The organism is Rheinheimera sp. UJ63, from assembly GCF_021568285.1.
GTDB classification, from domain to species: Bacteria; Pseudomonadota; Gammaproteobacteria; order Enterobacterales; family Alteromonadaceae; genus Alishewanella; species Alishewanella maricola.
On sequence record NZ_JAKGTQ010000002.1, the window covers coordinates 886,170 to 908,403 of the forward strand.

At 45.0% G+C, this 22,234-nt stretch carries 12 protein-coding genes; all 12 read right to left on the reverse strand.

The window, feature by feature from the left end:
• Window positions 1–4 precede the first annotated feature (4 nt).
• The 12 genes from cls to prc all read right to left on the reverse strand — a co-directional run bounded on the left by cls (window position 5) and on the right by prc (window position 22,227).
• Window positions 5–1,480, reverse strand: coding sequence for a cardiolipin synthase (gene cls / locus L1N97_RS10050; RefSeq protein WP_442967230.1), 1,476 nt, complete (start codon window positions 1,478–1,480; stop codon window positions 5–7).
• Window positions 1,481–1,579: 99 nt separating this feature from the next.
• Window positions 1,580–2,095, reverse strand: coding sequence for a cell division protein ZapC domain-containing protein (locus tag L1N97_RS10055; RefSeq protein ID WP_236129694.1), 516 nt, complete (start codon window positions 2,093–2,095; stop codon window positions 1,580–1,582).
• Window positions 2,096–2,193: 98 nt separating this feature from the next.
• Window positions 2,194–3,204, reverse strand: coding sequence for a quinone-dependent dihydroorotate dehydrogenase (pyrD, locus tag L1N97_RS10060; protein ID WP_236129695.1), 1,011 nt, complete (start codon window positions 3,202–3,204; stop codon window positions 2,194–2,196).
• A gap of 71 nt (window positions 3,205–3,275) precedes the next feature.
• Entirely contained in the window at window positions 3,276–8,102 is a 4,827-nt protein-coding gene (locus L1N97_RS10065; protein ID WP_236129696.1) for an NAD-glutamate dehydrogenase, read from the reverse strand.
• A gap of 251 nt (window positions 8,103–8,353) precedes the next feature.
• Entirely contained in the window at window positions 8,354–10,669 is a 2,316-nt protein-coding gene (locus L1N97_RS10070) for an efflux RND transporter permease subunit (protein WP_236129697.1), read from the reverse strand.
• 1 nt (window position 10,670) lies between these two features.
• Window positions 10,671–11,684, reverse strand: coding sequence for a WD40/YVTN/BNR-like repeat-containing protein (locus L1N97_RS10075; RefSeq protein WP_236129698.1), 1,014 nt, complete (start codon window positions 11,682–11,684; stop codon window positions 10,671–10,673).
• A 148-nt stretch (window positions 11,685–11,832) separates the two neighbouring features.
• Complete coding sequence (locus tag L1N97_RS10080) at window positions 11,833–13,194, reverse strand: DUF1329 domain-containing protein (protein WP_229585559.1); 1,362 nt, start codon at window positions 13,192–13,194, stop codon at window positions 11,833–11,835.
• A 16-nt stretch (window positions 13,195–13,210) separates the two neighbouring features.
• Window positions 13,211–15,286 (reverse strand): DUF1302 domain-containing protein, encoded by a 2,076-nt coding sequence (locus tag L1N97_RS10085; RefSeq protein WP_236129699.1) that lies wholly within the window; start codon window positions 15,284–15,286, stop codon window positions 13,211–13,213.
• 319 nt (window positions 15,287–15,605) lie between these two features.
• Window positions 15,606–15,830: a DUF2835 family protein gene (locus tag L1N97_RS10090; RefSeq protein WP_229585557.1), complete on the reverse strand. Its 225-nt coding sequence runs from the start codon at window positions 15,828–15,830 to the stop codon at window positions 15,606–15,608.
• On the reverse strand, window positions 15,827–18,406 hold the full coding sequence (gene pepN / locus L1N97_RS10095; protein WP_236129700.1) for an aminopeptidase N: 2,580 nt from the start codon (window positions 18,404–18,406) through the stop codon (window positions 15,827–15,829). The genes L1N97_RS10090 and pepN overlap by 4 nt, the downstream gene beginning before the upstream one ends.
• 242 nt (window positions 18,407–18,648) lie before the next feature.
• Complete coding sequence (nhaC, locus tag L1N97_RS10100) at window positions 18,649–20,118, reverse strand: Na+/H+ antiporter NhaC (protein ID WP_229585555.1); 1,470 nt, start codon at window positions 20,116–20,118, stop codon at window positions 18,649–18,651.
• Between the two features lie 87 nt (window positions 20,119–20,205).
• Window positions 20,206–22,227 (reverse strand): carboxy terminal-processing peptidase, encoded by a 2,022-nt coding sequence (gene prc / locus L1N97_RS10105; RefSeq protein WP_236129701.1) that lies wholly within the window; start codon window positions 22,225–22,227, stop codon window positions 20,206–20,208.
• Window positions 22,228–22,234 lie beyond the last annotated feature (7 nt).

A 22,234-nucleotide genomic window follows, 5' to 3' on the forward strand; every position in this document is an offset into this window, starting at 1 on the left:
ACTCCTAAAGGATCGGCGCCAGCAGATGAGCCGCACGTGCAAACACACGATGCCACCAAGGCTGAGCCTGTAATTCGGTTAAGTTCATTTGGCGAGACCGCGCAAAATCATGCTGAAATTGTACCGCCAAATTCTGTACAAAGGCGTCGTCAAGCACCAGTGCCGTAATTTCAAAATTCAGTCGAAACGAGCGATTATCTAAATTAATGGTGCCCACTGCGGCGAGTTGTTGATCAACAATAAAGCTTTTAGCATGCAAAAAGCCCTGCTGATAACGATAAATGCTCACGCCCGCATCCAATAAAGGCCCAATAAAAGCATAGGCCGCATGGGTGACCAACACATTGTCTGTCCGCTCTGGGATCAACACCCGTACATCAACACCGCGAAGCGCCGCCAGTTTTAACGCCGCTAATGTGCCTTCATCTGGCACAAAGTATGGGCTGGAAATCCAAAACCGTTGTTTGGCACTGTGTATGGCATGCTGGATCAGTAAACTGGCCGTTTCAAATCGATCTGCAGGGCCTGAGGGTAAGATTAATACCGCAGCATCACCGCTTGCTGCGGCCTGGGCTTGCCATTGTAATGCCGGCAGGCTGTCGGTACTCCAAAACCAATCTTCCACAAAAGACAGCTGCAAGGCTTGTACTGCCGGGCCCGTTAATTTTAAATGGGTATCTCGCCATGCGCCATAGCGCGGATCCTGCCCCAAATATTCATCACCCACATTTAAGCCCCCTAACCAGCCGAATTGACCATCCGCAATCACGATTTTGCGATGATTGCGAAAATTCAGTTGGAAACGGTTACCCGGGCCTTTAGTGGATTGAAATGGCCGAATATCAACACCGGCCGTTCGTAATGCGCGAATATACTGATGCGGCAAACGATAGCTACCAATCTCATCATATAAAAAATACACTTTCACGCCAGCGCGCGCTTTATCGATCAGCAATTGCTGCAGCTGGCGACCTAATTCATCGTCTCTAACAATATAGAACTGTACCAGCACATACTCTTCTGCAGCACGGATCCCAGCAAAGATGCTAGCGAAACTCTGCGAACCATCAATTAATAATTCTGGCTGATTACCGGTTAAAAACGGCATTTTAGCTAGGCGTTCCACCGCATCTAACTGACTTATCGCTAAGGTTTCATCGCGAATAAAGGGATCAACACTGCTGGTTTTTAGCTGATGCTTGGCTGCTAATTCGTTATCCGTAGACTGTCGGGAAATCACATACCCCTGAAATCGACTGCGGCCAAAAATCCAATAAGCCGGCACGGCAACATAGGGCATGGTATTAAGCGACACTAACCAAGCAATACTGCCTTGCGCGGTCCGAGATGACATCAAGGCATCAACCGAAGACAACAAACCAGACAAATGAAATAAGGCAAGAAAGAGTAATAACAGACGGCGTTTTTTACTTAACCGTGAATGGCTAGGGCTATCGCTATCACTAGTGGTGCGCTGCAGCGCTTGCTGCAGTAATTTTTTTATGCGAAGCATGACACGTTAACCTACCCTTTAAAGCCACGCTGTAGTTTAACATAGCGCCAAGCAGAAGGGATGCCGTTAGGCTGTTTGGGCAAAATCAACGTTCATTTCAAAGAGTTGTGCACGATTACGCAATACGCGGATCACGGTGCCACGAGTGAGCAACTTACCCGCTAAGGTTTCGCCTTTGGTCAGCAGTAAACATTCGATACATTCTAAGTCTGAGGCGACCACTAAAGCAGGAATAATATCTTTACCCTGTAACTGCACTAATTGATATAAACCAATGTCTTGTTGGCGCTGAGTAACAAAATACCAGCTTTTATGCGCAGATAATTGACGATAACGATTAGCTAACGCATGCAAAGCAAACTGCTCGCGTTCTTCATCACTCAAAGGCAAAGGTAATAATACATCATGAAAACGCCAAAACGCCTCAGCTTCCTCTAACGAAAAAGGCTGTGAGACGATTTTTTGATTAAGCACAGCGCCCGTTAACTCGGAAGTGAACGATGACGATGCACTCAAGGTTAACAACAAGCGATCTGCTTCTTGGCAATAATGCCAAACCCAATGTTCTGATGGCGTTAACATCTGATGTTCTTTACTCCTTGAAACAGAACAGGTAACTACAAAGTACTATAGCACGCAGATCAGATTTGAAAAGCGCAATTCACATTAAAAACGTTTTTTTATAGCGATTCAACGATGTTTTTCACGAGTTTAGGGCCATGATAGATAAAACCGGTGTAAATTTGCAGCAAATCAGCCCCTGCCGAAAGTTTTGCTTGCGCTGAAGTCGAATTGTTGATACCGCCCACACCAATAATAGGAAAGTCTTTACCTACTTTATGGCGTAATTGAGCGATGACTTCCGTACTTTTTTGTTGTACGGGTAAACCGCTCAAGCCACCGGCTTCATTGGCAAAAGGTAAATTCACCACTTGGCTACGATCTAAAGTGGTATTGGTGGCAATAGCACCGTCCATTTTACTGCGCAGTAAGGTGTCAGCGACTTGTTCCACCGCAATTAAATCCATATCCGGTGCTATCTTAACGAAAACCGGCACATACTTATCATATTGAGCTTGTAAGTCTAATTGCTCGTTTTTTACCGCCATTAATAAATCGAGTAAAGCTTCACCAAATTGTAAATCACGTAACCCCGGCGTATTTGGCGAAGAAATATTGACCGTGATATAGCTGGCATGGGCGTAAACCTTGCGCATACAGTGAATGTAGTCGTCTTTACCCTGCTCGTTCGGGGTGTCTTTGTTTTTACCAATATTAATACCCAGCACGCCTTTATATTGGCTGTTTTTGACATTGTTAACGAGATAGTCAACGCCTTTATTGTTAAAGCCCATACGATTAATAATGGCTTCGGCTTGCGGTAAACGGAACATCCGCGGCTTATCATTGCCCGCTTGTGGCCGTGGCGTTACTGTACCTACCTCAATAAAGCCAAAACCCATTTGGCCAAAAGCATCAATACAATCCGCATTTTTGTCTAAACCGGCGGCTAAACCAACCGGGTTATCAAAATGGATCCCTGCTATCGTTTTGGGTTTTGCCACTAATTGTTGCCGCCATAAGGCCGCAACAGGAGAATGCGCTAGCCGTTTTAGGCTGCCTAAAGCAAAGTCATGCGAGCGTTCAGCATCACAGGTAAATAACAGTTTCTTGGTCAATGAATAAAACATAGTTGGTCCTGCAATAAAAAACCCCGGAAAAACCGGGGTATTGTAATGACTTTACGACTAAAACAACAGCATCAAACTGACTGACTTAACAACATCAGTTCGCGCATCGCCACGGAGAATTTAGCAAATTCATGACTTTGCGTTGTTTTAAACTCGGCTAACATGGAGCGCCAGCGCTCAACTAAGCTATGGTGTTGAGCTAACCAATGGTCAATAATCTCATTGGTATCACAGGCATTACCGCAGTTTTTCACCACTACCGCAGTTAAACCCCGTTGTTGCCAATCTAATTCTTCACGATAAGAGGCACGTGCCAGCGCTTGCCAGTGGTTGGCAACCGGTTGACGCGTGATCTGCTCGAGGAACCAATGTAACTCTAGCTTGTCGCCCAGTTTGAAGTAAATTTCTGACACCATCGCTAATGGCAGTTGTTGATTATCCGCCACTTGGGCAATATCCATTACCGAGAATACCGTGCTTAACTGCGTTAGGTAACGGGCAATCTCAGCCGGAATACCCTGTTCAGTTAACACCTTGCTCTTCTCCGATAATTCCTGCATTTCACGCTCGGCCACGTATTTTGACAAATCGCGAACCAGATCATTATAAGCAGGCTGGAAGAAAGCAATCGTTTGTTTGATATCCAACGACTTGTCACGATGACGCACAAACCAACGCGTGGCACGGCGAATAGTACGACGTAACTGGAACAACACACGGCTTTGTAAATCTGCGGCAATTTTATTGTCGAGTAATTCTAATTGTTTCCAATGGCTTCCCACGTCAAACAACTCACGGACGATAGCATAACAAATGGCCACTTCCGATACTGAGGCGCCCGTTTCTTCGAACATACGTTGCACAAAGTTAGGCCCCATTTCATTAACCAGCATATTCGCCAGTTTAGTGGCAATAATTTCGGCTTTTAACGGGTGTTGGCTGATTTGCTCAGCAAACTTTGTTTGCAGTACTTTTGGGAAAGCGCCACTGAGTAACTGTTGGAAATAGGCATTATCCGAGATATCTGGCGTGACTAAACGCTCTTTTAATACCATCTTGCCATAGGCCGTTAGGATAGCCAGTTCTGGGCGCGTTAAGCCCATGCCTTTAGCCATACGATCGGCAAGATCATCATCAGAAGGTAAGAATTCTAATTCACGATTTAGCTTACCGTCTTTTTCTAAAGCATGGATAAAGCGCGTGTACTCTTTAATTTGCTCAGAGCCAAGTAATGAAGACAAGCTAATGCTTTGCGTTTGACGGTAACAATCTTTAATCACGATTGCCGCCACATCATCCGTCATTTCGTTTAACAACTTATTACGTTGTTTGATGGTTAAATCGCCACCCGTGACAAGCGCATTCAAGAGGATCTTGATATTCACTTCGTTATCAGAGCAGGTTACACCACCGACGTTATCAACGAAGTCGGTGTTGATACGACCACCGTTGTTAGCAAACTCGATACGACCACGCTGCGTCGCACCTAAGTTACCCCCTTCACCGAAGATCTTCGCTTTTAAATCACGACCATTCACCCGCAGGGCTTCTGAGCCACGATCGCCCACTTCAGCATGGCTTTCATTCGTCGCTTTCAGATAAGTACCGATACCACCGTTCCAAATTAAATCAACCGGCATGGTTAAGCATTCACGGATTAATTCATTCGGTGTCATGGTCGCTTTGCTCGTGCCTAACATCTCTTTCATTTGTGGTGAAAGTTTGATGGATTTCGCACTGCGACTGAAAATAGCACCACCTTCTGAAATCAATGACTTGTCATAGTCATCCCAGGTTGATGTCGGCAGATTAAATAAACGCTCACGCTCTTTAAACGAGCTTGCCGCATCAGGATTCGGGTCAACGAAGATATGCATGTGGTTAAATGCCACTTGCAAGCGGATATGTTTTGACAACAACATACCATTACCAAATACGTCACCGGCCATATCACCGATACCGACACAGGTAAAATCGGTCGTTTGACAATTGATGCCAATTTCACGGAAGTGGCGTTTAACCGCTTCCCAACCGCCGCGAGCAGTAATACCCATCTTCTTGTGATCGTAGCCATTAGAGCCACCTGAGGCGAAGGCATCACCTAACCAGAAGGAATACTCTTCCGAAATACCGTTTGATATATCTGAGAAGGTCGCCGTGCCTTTATCTGCTGCGACGACGAGATACGGATCATCTTCATCTAAACGCACAACATCAGTAGGGGGTACGATACTGCCTTGCACGATGTTGTCGGTAATATCTAACAAACCACGAATAAAGGTGCGGTAGCAATCTTTACCTTCATTGATAAAGGCTTCACGCCCGCCGGTTTCCGGTAGTTTTTTACATACAAAACCGCCTTTTGCACCTGACGGCACAATAACGGTGTTTTTAACTTGCTGAGCTTTAACCAAGCCAAGCACTTCGGTACGGAAATCTTCGCGTCGATCTGACCAGCGCAGACCACCACGCGCCACCTTACCAAAGCGTAAATGCACGCCTTCAACCCGAGGTGAATAAACGAAAATTTCAAACATCGGTAACGGCAATGGCACTTCAGGGATCAGATCCGGTTTTATCTTAAACGAGATGTAAGGCTTGTCGCTGTTATCAGCGGCTTTTTGATAATAGTTGGTACGCAAGGTCGCGTTAATCATATCAACGAAACGGCGGATAATCCGATCATCATCCAAGTTAGCGACATTTTCTAACTGCGCAGCAATTTGCTCTTCCAGCTTTTCAATCGACTTAGCGGTAGCTTTCGATTTTGGATCGAACTTCATGCTGAACAACTGCACCAATAAACCGGCTAAACCCGCATAGCGCGAGAACGTATTTTCAACGTAAGCTTGCGAGAAGGTGCTACCAATTTGCCGTTTATATTTAGCGTACGCGCGAATAATTGACGCTTCACGGCCAGTAATGCTTGCACCTAAAATTAAGCGGTTGAAACCATCGTCTTCTAACTGCCCTAACCAAACTTTGGTTAAAGAATCTTGAAAGCTTTGTTGTGCTGCAGCAAAGTCGGCCGGTAACTCCCCTGTTAACTCCATAGCGAAGTTTAAGATCCAACTTACAGAACCATCCGGACACTTCACCGCATAAGGCGTTTCACCAATAACCCGTAAACCGAAGTTCTCTAACATCGGTAACACGTCAGATAAGTGGATAGGATGATCTTTATGGAATAAGTTTAAACGTACTGCTTTGCTGTCTTTGCTCTCTTCTTGTGGCCGGTAGAACAACATTTCCAGCTTATGTTCAGCATTTAAGCCTTCTAACTTACCGATATCAACCAGGGCATCATTCGGTAACATGTCTTCTTTATAGGCACGTGGAAAGGCATGTAAATACTTACGACTAAGGTCACGTCCTTTGGCTTCGCCATAAACACCAATTAAGGCTGTTTCGAGTTTATCTTCCCAAGTACGCGCGGCTTCAACCAGGTTACGTTCAATTTCTTTCACTTTATACTCAACTTGGCGGTCATTGATCCGCACCAAATAATGGGTGCGGGCCAACACAGATTCAGAGAAATACGTAGTAAACTCAACCGGCTCAGTCGATCCTAAAGCTTGTGCCAGTAAGGCTTGCGTATCTTTACGTAATTGCGTGTTATAGCGCTCTCGCGGCACATAAACCATCGCCGTAACAAAGCGGCCAAAGGTATCTGCACGCAAAAACAAACGCGTCATGTCACGTTCCTGCATTTGCAGTACGCCCATGCTTACATCTAATAATTCATCAACGTTCGCTTGTAATAATTCATCACGCGGATACGTTTCTAAAATATTCAATAACGCTTTGTAGGCATGTGTGCCCACCGCGAATTCTGAACGGGTCATCACTTGTTGCAATTTACTTTGCAGTAATGGAATATCCGCTGCACTGTTGTTGTACAAACTGGATGAATAAAGACCGATAAAGCGATCTTCACCCACCACATTACCATTCTTATCAAAGCGCTTGATACCGATATAATCGATATAGGCTGGGCGATGTACTCGAGATTTATTGTTGGTTTTGGTTAGTACCAGCAACGAGCTATTTAACGCTTGCACACGGCCACGCTCGGGTAATTCGGATAACATCAAATCACGTGGTTCAGAGCGACGCATTAAGCCGAGCGCACTGTCTTTATGGGCAACAATTTGGTAATCGCCCTTTACCGGATTAATGTCATAAGCGCGATAACCCAATAAAGTGAAGTTATCTTTCACTAACCAATTTAAAAACGCCGTAGTTTCAGCAATATCTTCTTTGCTGGCTTTACCCGCATGCTTAGGTAATGCCGCAATCACCGCTTCTAATTTTTGCTTAGCCGGTTGCCAATCTTGTACCGCTAAAGACACATCTTCCATCACAGACAACAACTCGGCTTTTAACGCGTCGATAGCGCTAGCATCCGTCATCCGGTCAATTTCAATATGAAACACGGTTTGCTGTGTGGTGGGATCGGTTAAACGACCTAATTTTGAAAAATCGGTTATGGTGCCGTCTTTCTCACGCTTAGTTTGCAGCGGGTTGTGCAATAACAAGTGCGCGGTAATCCCATGACGGGTTAACGCCATTCGCACCGAATCAACTAAAAATGGCATATCTTGCACAACTAACTCAACAATAGTGTGCTTAGATTCCCAACCATGGCGAGCCAGTTCAGGGTTAAACACCCGGATCCGCGCGGCAGCATCGGCATGCTGATTTAATGTTTGCCATAAACTGAGGGCAGCACCATAGAGATCACTGTCATTACGACCGACTAAATCTTCATTTGACATATTTCCGTAGAGGGTTAAAGCGAACTTTTCGACTAACGTTACTTGCTCTTTTACTTTTTGTTTGATGAGCTTGCTGACGTTTTGTAGTAACACTGAGGGTAGACTGTCTAACTTGGTCATTATTATTACATCCTTTTATCAATCACTGCGAGGTCGCATGATCCACAAAATTATAAGGGATGGTGCAGGTGCAGTGTAGTAATTATTGTAGCGCTTTTGAAGCGATATTTCTGGCTTTTATGCTGGTTAAACCAGTGTTTAGCCTGAAGATTTGGCTGATTATTCAAGCACCCTAAATAGAAAATGGCCTTACGGCCATTTTCTCGTTGCATCACTGCATAAATATGTCAAAACGCGTTAAGCGCAATCGCTTAGTTTTTGCGCCAAAAGAAGCTCGCCAGTGCGGGTAAAACCACAATAGCGCCGAGCATATTGACAATAAACATGAAGGTTAACAGGATCCCCATATCCACTTGGAACTTCAGTGCTGAAAACACCCAGGTGCTTACGCCAATCGCTAAGGTGATACCCGTAAACAAGACTGCGCTGCCCCGCTCTTTTAAGGCTTCAAAATAAGCTTGGCGTAATGGCATACCTTCACGCAACTGCTGACTCATTGTTGATAAAATATAAATGCCGTAATCAACACCAATACCCACACCCAGCGCAATCACTGGCAACGTCGATACGGTTAAACCGATTTCCAGTTTCGTCATTAACGCGGTCGCTAACACCGATACGACATACAGCGGGATAATCACGGCAGCCGTTGCCCGAACAGAACGGAAACTCAGTAAACACAACACGATGACCGCAGCATAGACATACCACATCATCGGTTGTTGCGCATCGCTCACCGCCTCGTTGGTGGCAGCCATCACCCCTGCAGGGCCTGTCGCCAAAGCAAACCGCGTTTGCTCATCACCTAATTCCGCACCGTATTGCTTCACCGCAGCAACAACACGCTCGATGGTTTCAGCTTTGTGATCTTCTAAAAACAACATCACTGGCATCACCGAACAATCGGCGTTAAGTAAACCCGTGCTGGTTTCGACGCGTGAAGAGGCTTGCACCAAGCTTTGTGTGTTACGGGGTAGAACGCGCCATTTCGCATTACCTTCGTTGTAGGCTGCGTTAATCACTTTTGATACCGACGGCAAAGAAACGGCTGACTGCACTCCGGGTACGTTTTCCATTAACCAGTGAAATTGATCGATCCGATCCATTATTTCATGGTGAGTACAAGCACTTGGAATGGTTTCAACCATCACGTTGATATAATCCACCGAAATCGCAAAACGGTCGGTGATCATAAAGGTATCTTGGTTGTAACGAGAGTCTTCATGCAGAGCCGGGGCACCGGCATGCAGATCACCGATTTTTAACTGCTGGCTTTGCCAATGGCCATAAGCAAACAACAAGGCCGTAGCGAGTAAAATGACCGTTGCATAAGGCCGAGTTGCGAAGGCCGATAAGGCCATCCATACCTTTTCCGCTCGCAAATTAGGCGCGGCCACTTTTTGCTTGTACTTGTCGCTAAAGCGCACAAACGACATTAACACCGGTAACAACACCAAGTTAGTCAGAATGATCACGGCAACACCTAAACTGGCAGTAATTGCCAGCTCGCGGATCACGCCAATTTCGATAATTAATAGCGTTAAGAAACCCACCGTATCCGATAACAGTGCGACACCGCCTGGCACTAACAGTTTACGGAAGCTGGCTTGGGCGGCCGTTTTTGCATTCATGCCGCTAGCAACCCGTTTACCGGTGGAGTTAATCATTTGCACACCATGGCTGACACCAATGGCAAACACTAAAAACGGTACCAGTATCGACATGGGATCGATACCAAAACCCAGTACCGTTAATAAACCAATTTGCCAAACCACCGCAATTAATGAACAAGCAATGGGCAATACCGTTAGCATTAACGAGCCGGAGAACAAAAATACCATGATGGAAGTAATTACAATGGCAATACCAAAGAATGCCACTACCCCTTTAGCGCCCTCTGCAACATCGCCCACCATTTTGGCAAAACCAATGATATGCACGCTGATTTGTTCAGATTGATATTTTGCACGAATATCGTTTTCTAACGTCGAAGCAAAAGCAATGGTATCGACGGGTAAGTTGGTTTCGGGATCCAGCTCTAATAACGAAGCGGTGATCATGGCACAGCTGTAATCGTCAGCAACCATGCGGCCAACCACACCGGCTTTTTCGGTATTTTCTTTTACTTTGGCAAGACCGCGCGCGTCGGCCGTAAAATTAGCCGGGATCACTGGGCCACCAGCAAAACCATCTTCTACCACTTCAATAAAACGCGTACTGGGACTGAACAGAGATTTAACTAATACCCGCTCAATACCGGGTGTATACACCACATCATCGTGGGCACGGCGAAAGCTATCAAAAAAATTGGCATTGAAAATATCACCACTGGCATCGCACATGGCGATCAGAATGTTATTTGCACCACCAAAATCCGCTTCATGCTTCAGATAGGTTTGCATGTATTCATGCTTTAAGGGGATGTTCTTACTAAAAGCGGCATCCAATTTAATGTCTGTTGCTTTAAACAACAGCAATAACGTGGTGAGTGCAAAAAGCACTATCACGATCACTCGATGCCGAAACAAGCCAATTTCAATTTTATTTACCAGCCAATTCATACTCATATTATTCAGACTTACTTAATGGTGTTAATTTAATGCCTACCTCAGTGACCAGTAACAACTGCTCACCTAGGGCGACACCATTTAAAATAGCGCGACCATCGGCTTGTGACATATCTTGAAAACTTTGACCGTTATCTTCGCTTCGCAGCAGTGCGCCAGCATTACCAGTGATAAACAGTCGACCTGCTGAGTCAGCAAAAAGACTGTTGAGGGTAGCAGACACCGGCAAATAAATTTGCTGCCAACTGTCGCCATCATCCTCACTTAAAAAAACGTGACCGCGTAAACCCGCAGTAATGATGCTGCCCTGTTCAGTGCGATGCACTGCAAACAAGGAGCCATTGTAAAATTCGTCTAAACGCTGCCAACTGGTACCCGCATCGTCACTTTTGGCCATAAAACCGGCTTCGCCCACCATGATGATTTGCTGATCGTTGACAATTAACCGATTAAAATGCGGCAATACCGATTCACGTTCCAATAAATACATTTCAGGATCGGTTTCTTCTAAATCGGCTAAATATTCAGCATCGTCTTCTGAAACTAAAGTTTTGTGGAAGGTCGGTTGCCAAGACACGCCACCATCAGACGTCGTAAAAAACAGACCGTATGCGCCAATGGCCAAGCCTTGTTGTCGATTGAAAAAATAAACATCCATCAACGGCTTATCCTGCTCCGGCAGGAATTGCTGCAATTGCCAGCTTTTGCCTCCATCTTGAGTGTGTAAAATGGTCGCGTCGTGCCCAACCGCCCAGCCATACTGCTCGTCTGTAAAATAGACCGAGGTAAGTAATGATTGAACAGGCACAGTAGCTTGTTGCCAGTTTTTGGCATCATTGCTCAGCAATATGTGGCCGCGTTGACCCACAGCAGCAAAACCTTGCTGCCCGACCTTAACCACGTCCGTTAAGAGCGACTGGCTTGCCAACGGCATCATATAAGCCGTTTTAGGCGACATTTCGGTGTTTTCGTCTGCATCGCTGGCGTGTGCATCAGCACACTGAACCAGGAACATCGCGGCCAGACATCCGGCAAAAATCTTGTTATACATGAGCTGAGTTCACTCTGCTTAGCGCGTCAGTTAATTAAAATATAGCAGTGAATGACACTGGTCTTGTTAAAAAAAAGGCTGGCTACGAGCCAGCCTTGTTTCAAACTAAGTGTTATCGAGTACCTTCACGACGCAGCGAAGCCGGTGTGAAGTCGTTATCAGACAGGGTTACCGAGAAGTCATACATCTTGTCTTCGTTATCTAAACCGATAGCGATATAACGACGAGAGTTCAAATCGTGATAAACCTCTAAAGTACTCCAATGCGTTGGCACTTCGTAGTAGTTCAAGCCATGAGCAACAGCAACGCGATACAAATCACCACGGTTGTCATATAAATCCGCTACATGGATCTGCCAGCTGTCTTCATCAATAAAGAACACACGCTTACCATAAACATGACGGGTACCTTCTTTTAAGGTTGCTTCAACCACCCAAACACGGTGCTTTTCATAACGCACATGTTCTGGATTAATATGACCGGCTTGTAAAATATCGTCATATTTAAGGGTGTTGCTATGCAGTTTGTAATCGTTGTAGGCAATAAACATTTCTTGTTTGCCTTTTAACGTCCACTCATAGCGATCTGGAGAACCGTTGAACATATCGAAATCGTCCGTGGTACGCAGACCATCTGACGCGGTACCTGGTGCATCATAAGCCACGTTTGGTGCGCGACGAACACGACGCTGACCGGTGTTGTAAGTCCATGCTTGACGCGGTGTCGCCACCTGGTCCATGGTTTCATGCACTAACAAAGCCGTACCCGCTAAACGCGCAGGTGAGTTTACGCTTTGTTTAAAGCGGAACAGGATGTTTTCCGCTTCTAATGCAGCCGGCGTCGCATCAGGATGCGAATACTTGAACATGATTTCTTCATCAAAACCAATGATCGTGTAAGCACCATTTGACGTTGGCGCAGCTTGGCCACCATTACGTGAAGCGGCTACACCACGGTAACGTACAATGTGGTTCCAAACCGCCTCAACACCATTAGATGGCACTGGGAACGGGATACCAATAGCCGCATTGCGTAAACCATTACCACCCTGCACTAACTCAGCACTGCCAGCAATTTGCTTAGTCGCATCATAAAAGTACTGTGGAAAAGACGCACTACGCCGTGTTGGGTAGATGTTCATTTTGAACGTATCAGGATACAAATCAAATAAAGCAATTTGGCCAGGACTTAAAAACTGACGATATTGCTCAAGATTCGCTTTGCTAATAGTGAATAACACTTTGTCATCAGCAAACGGGTTAGGATGGTGATTACCCGGGGTAAAACCCGCCGGAGCAGATTTAATACCGCCAGTCCATTCAGGAATAGAACCATCGGCATTGCCCGCGCGTTCTGCGCCAATTGGCGTGAGATCTTGACCTAAACGGGCAACTTGATCAGCCGGTAATTTAGCCAGTGCATTACAGCTGAACACTAACGCTACAGCTGAAGCTAACAGGGTGAGTTTTTTCATAATTCGTGCTCGTCCCTTAAATAGAGTATTTAATGTTGAATGAAATAAAATCGCGATCTGCAATGTTGTTTGTCGTACCAACACCATCCCAGAACCAGTTGTAACTGAGTTCACCAGACCATTTACTCAAATAATCGAAAGACAAGGCATAAGATGCCGACTTACGATCTTCTACAAACATAAACAGTGGATCAGGTGTAATACCATTCACGTCATGTGATAACACTAAACGTTGTGATAAGTTCACACCAGCAAACACGTTATTGTAATCGGCTTTCGCTAAGATCCGGTAACCCCAGGCTGATGCAGTTGGGAACGGGTTCGTTTCAGCACCATTTGATAAGCCAGTATGCAAACCATCTGACACGCCATTGGCACCAATTAACGGGCCACCGCTACGATCGGTGCTCGGGCCGTTTAAACGCAATACGTCTTGGCTTGGCATATTGTTAATTCTGACACCACCGACTTCCGCCAACATCGTAAAGTTATCAGCACCTAACATTGGGCCAAACAAGTGAGTAAAAGTCATTTGAGCTTGTACGGTATCACGCAGGATATAACCTTGCGCATAGTTACCCGGTGTGGCTTTTACGCCAATGTCACGACCTAACTGAGAAATACCCGCTAAATCTGGACGTAAACCTGCATTGGCTAACTGCTCTGGCATACCCGCGTATAAAATTTCCACGTCGTCAATTTGTAATGGATCATCTTGACGGTAAGAAACTTCACCCGCTACAGAGGTGGTGCCTAAGTTGGTGTTAAAACTAAAACCATACAATTTGATATCTTCAGGGTATTCTAAAATACCTTTTGAGAACGCTTGTAGATTTTGTACATTGCTGGCATCTAAGGTACCGGCATTTTGTACCAGGTAACCAATATCCGATTGAATAGCCGCCGAGCTAAAGTTAGAAGCCACCCCAGAAATAACAGGTACCCGACTATGGTAGTTCATGTAATACAGTGCAAATTCGGTATCACCTAAACTTGGTGCGAAATATTCAAATTTAATACCGTACTGACCACCATTCTCAGGGGTTTGCTCTCCTGCAGAACCGGCTGGACGTAATGCCACTTTTGTTGGATAGGCTAAGTATAATTGCGCCGCTTGCGCTGCACTGACTTGACCCGCGGCCACCGCCGCACCTAAACCATTTAAGTTTTGTAGCAAGAACGCCAGATCGATATCAGGGTTACCGGAGAAACCTAACTGAATGTTTTGTGCATAACCACCACGACCGGCAAAGTCGTTAGTAGAAAAGTAAGTGCCTGGAGGCGGTAAATAACTTTCTTGCCAATCGTATTGGTAAAACATTTCGGTCGACAGGTTTTCAGTTAAACCTACCGATACGGTAAACATACCGGTCGGAATAAAGGCTTCTTTTAAATCGGCGCCCGGTGCACGTAAAATGCCCACATCAATAGGCGTAATGTTAATACCGTGTGGAATGAAAGTACTTTCACCCCAGCTCAGTACTTGATTACCTAAACGCACCGTCACCGGCGTCATACCGTCATTAAAAGAAAAGTTGCCATAGATGTACGCATCTAATAAGCGAATATCTTTACAGGCTAATTCGCTTGAGCGATCGTCAGCACATGGATCGACACGAGCACCACTTAACGGATTGCTGTAAGCAAAGTTACCGTTGTTCAGTGCAGTATCGTAAAAATACATAAACCGGCCAAAAAAGCCGATGTTATCTTTAGTGATGGAAACTTCGTGTAAGCCTTTAAATAAGCTACTGAACATATCACCACGATCGAAATTCAAATTACCCGCATCACCGTTGCTTGAATAAGCACCCGGTTGAGCCCAGATATCAGCAGAGGGGTAAATCACGTTAGTGGCCGCGTTGTAGCCTGTCCAATCAAAACGTGGATGGTTTACTTTCGCAATGGTATCCCAGTTGCGTTCTTCAGTACGCCAGCTGGCACCGTAAGAGAAAGTTGAATCGAAAACGATATCAACATCGCCTAAGCTAAAGGATGCTGCCTGTGCGGGTGCATAGGCAAGCATTAGCAGCGCAGCAGTAACGCCAGCGGCTAATGGGCTTTTTGCAAAGCGGTTGGGACTTTTTAACATGTTGTTGTCTCCCCCCTGTCTAACAGGTTATGGTCTGTTCTTTTAGTTATGATCTGTTTCTTTTGCCGAAGCACAAGCAGACTCTTTCACTAAAATAATTACATCATTTTTGGGCGTTAGCAAGGCTTGCCACAGCGTAAATCTATTGATTTACATTCATTTTTTCGTTTTTTAGCTAATACCGCAGCTGATTTGGTCAGACCACAGTTTAACCCATCAGGACAGACCAGAGGTAGCAACAACTAAGCCACTGATTAAAATAGAAATAACCTAAAGCAAATTAAGAATATTTAGCAAGCTATCGTTTGAAGTTATTACTCTAATTAATTTTCTCTAAGCTGAAGAAATCTCCGTTGTTGGTCAAGGTTAATCGAAATCGCCCTCGGATCCCCAATTGACTAATAAAAGGTTTAAAATGCTTAAAAGCCAATTGGATACGTTCGCCACTGTCCGCAGTGACAATAACATAGCGTATTTCACCGCGGTAAAACTGCTGACATTTCTCAGTTGAAACAAAACCGGAGAACAGGTACTGGCGATTCATGGCAAGCTTTTGCTGACCTTTTCAAAGACATCATCCGATAAGCCAGGCTGGGCCAACAATGCCGAGAGCATGGCAATTAATTGCTGCTGACGTGCTTTATCATAACGTCGCCAAGACAATAATGGTGTCAGTAAACGCGCGGCTAATTGTGGATTGACCGGATCTAATTTACTGACAACATCGGCTAATAACTGATACCCCTTGCCATCTGCCCGATGGAATTGTTGTGGATTACGCTGTGAAAAGGCACTGTATAATGCGCGGATGCGATTTGGGTTTTTCCAACTAAACCAACTGTGCTCGGTAACTTGCTGCATCTTACTAAAAACATCATCACCTAGCGTAACGGCGACCAAATTACTATATTTATCCATAACTTGGACATTAGCATGATACTGTTGTGCAAATTGCTCTAACAACTGCGCAGCGCTTGGCAAGGCGGCCGCCTGCGCCGATTGCAACGCGGCTAAACGATCGGTCATATTATCAGCCTGATGATAATGCTGCGCCACCCAGTTTTCCCCCTCTGCAGTCAGGGCTAAATAACCTAAACAGCGCCGCTTCAAGGCACGCTTTGCTACAGCCTGTTCACTGTATTGATAAGGCTCGCGAGTGATTTGCTGATAACAAGCAGCAAAGTCAGCCTGTAAACTTATCGCTATCTGCTGCTGCAGCAAGGTAAGACTTTGCAATAAGGCCGTTACCGGGATCTCATGATATTGCCCTGCTAAAGTATCAAAATCAGGCAAGGTTAATAGCTCCGCCGTTAAAGCCAGATCGGCTAACGGCTGTTGCAACCAGCCACGAAATACCGCGATTAATTCAGCTGATAACACGGGTGTTTGCTGCTGTTTTATCGCTTCAGCAATTAATAACGACCAATATTGTTGCATCGCATCCCAACGCGCTAAACCATTACTGGCGCTGCTGGCAATCGTTAATAAATCGGTTGCTTGATAACTGGTATGTAATTTTACCGGTGCTGAAAAATCTTCTAACCACACCACTAACGGTTGTTGGGGTATCTGGGATAATTGAAATTGTTGTTGCTGCTCAGTCAGTAGTAAGAGCTCAGCCCGAGCGGGAGTACCATCTTGATAGAGCAATTCGATCCGTACCGGGATCAGTAAAGGCAATTTTTCTGCTTGCTCAGCACTGGCAGGAGTAAATTGGCTAATATCTAACATTAATTGCTGGTTTGCTGCATCATATTGCTGTTTTACCGTGAGCTCAGGTGTGCCGGCCTGATTATACCAACGCCGAAACTGCGTTAAATCAATACCACTGGCATCTTGCATTGCTTGAACAAAATCATCGCAAGTAACAGCCTGGCCATCATGGCGTTGCAAATACAGCTTTAAACCTGCACTGAAGCCTGTTTTACCTAAAATGGTTTGCAACATGCGGATCACTTCAGCGCCTTTGTCGTACACCGTTACCGTATAGAAATTGTTCATCTCGATCACTTGCTCAGGTCGGATCGGATGCGCCATTGGGCTGGCATCTTCGGCGAACTGGGCGGTGCGCATAACTTTAACGGCATCAATACGATTGAGGGTGGGTGAGCCCATATCTGCACTGAATTCTTGATCGCGAAAAACCGTTAAACCTTCTTTCAAACTTAACTGAAACCAATCACGGCAGGTCACGCGATTGCCCGTCCAGTTATGAAAATATTCATGGCCAATAATAGATTCAATATTAAAATAATCTAAATCTGTGGCTGACTGTGCATCCGCTAAAACAAATTTACTATTAAAAACATTTAAGCCTTTATTTTCCATCGCGCCCATATTAAAAAAATCAACAGCGACGACCATATAGCGATCTAAATCATATTCCAAACCAAAGCGTGTTTCATCCCAGCGCATCGCGCGCTTTAGTGAAGCCATAGCAAATTCAGTTCGTGGTAAGTCGCCCTTTTGCACATAACACTCGAGCAGCACTGAACGCCCTGAGGCGGTAACAAAGTTATCGCTAAGACAATCAAAATCTCCCGCGACTAAAGCAAATAAATAAGCGGGTTTGGGAAAGGGATCTTCCCAACGCACAATACGACGACCATCAGATAAAGTTTGCTCACTGATTTTATTGCCATTGGATAATAAAAACGGCAATGCCTGATTATCGGTGATAATGGTGGTGCTAAATATCGCTAGGACATCAGGGCGATCGGGATAATAAGTAATCCGCCGAAAACCTTCTGCTTCGCACTGGGTGCAATACACACCATCGGCTAAATATAAGCCCTCTAAAGCGGTATTTTGCTCAGGATTAATTAGCGTAACAATTTCTAACTCACCCTGATCAGGGACATTGCTTAACGTTAAGCTATCAGCGGTAAGTTGGTACTGGGCAGCAGTTAAAGCTTCACCGTTTAACGTGATGCTCTCTAAAATTAATTGTTGCCCATCCAACACCATGTTACCTGGCGTATTACGCTTAAAACGCAATATAGACGTCACCCGGGTTGCCGTGGCAGCCAGTTCAAAGGTTAAATCAATGGTACGAATAGTAAAACAAGGAGGTTGATAATCAGCAAGCCGTTTGGGTTGACGATGTAAAGTGTCGTTCATAAAAAATCCTGTGTTGAAGCCGCTGTTCAATAACAAAAAGCCTAAACAAGATCTCATGCGGCTAACTCAGTCGGGCGGCTTTGCGCTTTATTTCATAAAATGTTACTTAACACCATAAACCAGCCTGAGGCTAGATTATGGCGTAGGTAAAACAAAGCCTTTATCGCCATGACTAGACGTTAGCATTAAGATCATCAGCTTCAGGCGTTTAAGCATCAGCGAAGATAGTAAAACTACTGAATTTAATTTGCCAATACGCGTTCAGCTACTGACTTAGGAGGCGTCAGTTTTAGGATTTTTATGCCCATGTACGCATAAATCACGGCCAATATTGGGTTAATTAAATTAAAGAACGCATAAATAAAGTAATCCAGTGGGTTCACATTTAATACACCGTGCATATAAGCACCGCAGGTGTTCCATGGGATCAAGGGGCTGGTGATGGTGCCGCCATCTTCAAGCGCTCGAGATAAATTTACGGGGGCCAAATTACGCCGTTGATATTCTTCTTTAAACATCCGCCCTGGCATCACAATCGAAATATATTGATCTGCCGTTAAAATATTGGTCGCCAAACAGGTGCCCATGGTACTGACAATCAATGAACCACTGCTGCGGGCTAACTTTAAGATGGCTTCAACAAATTTGCGTAGCAAACCGATGTGTTCAACCACCGCGCCAAACACCATAGCACTAAAAATTAACCAAATGGTATTGAGCATACTGGCCATACCGCCGCCACTGAGTAAGTCATCCATACTTTCGTTACCGGTAGAGATAGAGAAGCCGGCGAATAAGGTTTGCCAAATGATTTTAAAAACAGCCACGGCGCGCGGTAAATCATCCGATGCTAAACGGCTAAGCAGATCATCTTGAAATAATACCGCCCACACACCGCCCAACAAGGCACCAATGAAGACGGTAGGAAATGCGGGGACTTTTTTGATAGCCATGGCCAACAGCACAAATAACGGCACTAATGACCATAAACTGATATTAAATTGTTGCTGTAAGATGTTGCTAATGTCAGTGATATGCTGGAAATCAGCAGAAACATCGCTGTTAAAACCAATAATCACAAAGCCGAACAGCGCCAGAATAATACTCGGAATAGTCGTCCACAACATATGCCGAATATGCTCGAAAAGATCGGCACCAGCCACCGCTGGAGCAAGGTTAGTGGTTTCACTTAATGGCGAAATTTTATCGCCAAAATAGGCACCTGACACAATAGCACCAGCCGCAATAGCGGGTGACAACCCTAACCCACTCGCCACACCAATTAAGGCTACACCAATGGTAGCGGCCGTTGTCCAACTGCTGCCAATACTCATGGCAACGATGGCACACAACAGGCAACTGGCGGCATAAAACCAAGAAGGATTTAAAAGCTGCAAACCATAATAGATTAAAGTGGGAACCGTGCCCGATAATAACCAAGTACCAATTAACGCGCCTACCGCCAATAAGATCAACACCGCGGCTAAGGACACCGAGATGCCTTTGACGATCGCTTGTTCGATGCTTTGCCAATGGTAACCGTTTTTCAAACCAATTAAGGACGCTACTGCTGCGGCAATGAATAACGCAATTTGATTGGGCCCGTATGAGGAATCATCTTTAAACAGGTAAACCGAACAACCAAGTAACGTAATTAATACCACCATGGGTATTAACGCATCTAACATACTGGGGGATTTTGGCGCTGCCATCGTTATAAGGCCCTTTTATAATTATTATGGTGTCTTTTTTGTAACATAAAAGAAAGGCGGTAAAACCGCCTTTGGTTAAATCATGTTTTATTTTTTAGCGACTTGGTTTAACTGTATCCAATCAACAGTAATATGCGCCGCCTCTTCTAAAAAGGGATCCAGTTTCGATAATAACTCTGGGGCATCATCTACTGAGGTGACCGCCGGTAACGCTAAACGTTTTAACCGTTCATTAGTACGTGCTAGCGCACGTGCTTCATCCGCTTCGCGTTTGGCGATACGCTCTGCTTTGTTCAACGACACACTTTTCTCATCTTTTTGCTGCTGATACTCGGCAATATCGGTTAGTAAATACTGAAACTCCGTTTCTTTGGCTAAGCGCTGTTGATGTTTTTGCTGCAAAATCGGCACTTGTTGCTGAATACCCGTAGACGCTTGATATTGCGCAGGCGCAATGGCATCCCAAGGTAAGGCATATTCTTCTTTGCTTTCGCCCCACTCCGCAGGATCTATCGGCGATGGGAAGGTAATGTCAGGGATCACACCTTTATGTTGCGTACTGCCGCCATTGATCCGATAAAACTTGGCCATAGTGTATTGCACGCTACCTAGTTGTTGCTCAAACATATCGTAGATGCGACCAATACCACGATGCTGCTGCACCGTACCTTTACCAAAGGTTTGTTCACCTATAATGAGAGCTCGGCCATAATCTTGTAACGCCGCGGCAAAAATTTCTGAAGCAGAAGCGCTATAACGATCGACCATAACGGTTAAGGCGCCGTCGTAATAAGATACGCCATCGCTGTCCCCATTTAAGCCAATTTTGCCATCACCATAACGGATTTGCACCACTGGGCCACGATCAATAAATAAACCGGTTAATAATGTCGCTTCTTGTAAAGAACCACCGCCATTACCACGTAAATCGATAATAAGCGCATCCACTTTTTGCTCATTGGCTTCTACCAGCAGTTTTTTCACATCTTCTGATAAATTGTTGTAAAAACCAGGAATATTAATGACACCAATTTTGCTTTGTAACTCGCTTAATTTAGGGGTCAGTATTTCAAATTTGGCTGCTCGATCTTCTAAACGAATTTTATCACGAACAATCTCAATTACTTGTGTTTGGCTATTCGCTTCGCTGCCGCCCAATACTTGTAAACGTACTTTACTGCCTTTGGGCCCTTTGATCAGATCGACCACATCATCTAACCGCCAGCCTACGACATCAACAAAGTCTTTCGCTTCCTGTGCGACACCGACAATACGATCCTTTGGCTTAATTTTCTGTGTTAAGTCAGCAGGACCACCGGGAACTAAGCTTTGAATAACGGTGTAATCCTCGTCTGCTCTTAATACCGCACCAATACCTTCTAGCTGTAAGTTCATTTCTTGTTGGAAACGTTCAGCATTGCGAGGTGATAAATATGAAGTGTGGGCTTCTACAGCACGGGCAAAAGAGTTCATCACAATTTGAAACACATCTTCGCTTTGTGTTTGAACTAGGCGTTTTTGCGTGTTTTTATACCGCTTAGTGAGGATCTCTTTTGCTTCCTCAACGGTCTTACCGGTAAGTTTAAGATTTAACAAATCAAACTTGACGCGTTGCCGCCATAACTCGTTCAATTCATTTAAATCGGCTGGCCAAGCGGCGTCTTCACGATCGTAAACGTACTCATCGTTGGCAGCAAAATCGTAATCTTGCGCTAACTGCGCTAACGCAAAGTCAAAGCGTTCAAAACGGCGCTGCTGCGCCAAATTAAACATGTCAAAAGCAAACGTTAAATTGCCACGATTAATGCCATCATCAAATTGATTACGATATTGCTCAAACTGAGCAATATCGGTCGCCATCAGGTGATTTCGATAATAATCGAGGTTTTTTAAATAGAGATCAAAAATTCGTCCCGACAACGCATCATCTAATTGCACAGGCAAATAATGCGATCGCGTGAATGTTGCTGCAATGCGCTTACTCGCTGTGGCATGTTGAGCTGATTGGCTAATAACCGGTAGCGCACTACTGTCGAGTGGCTCAGGTGTTGTTGCTGTTACGCCTAAAGCTAAAAATAAACCAACCGCTATCAGGGATAATTTCTTCATAACACTC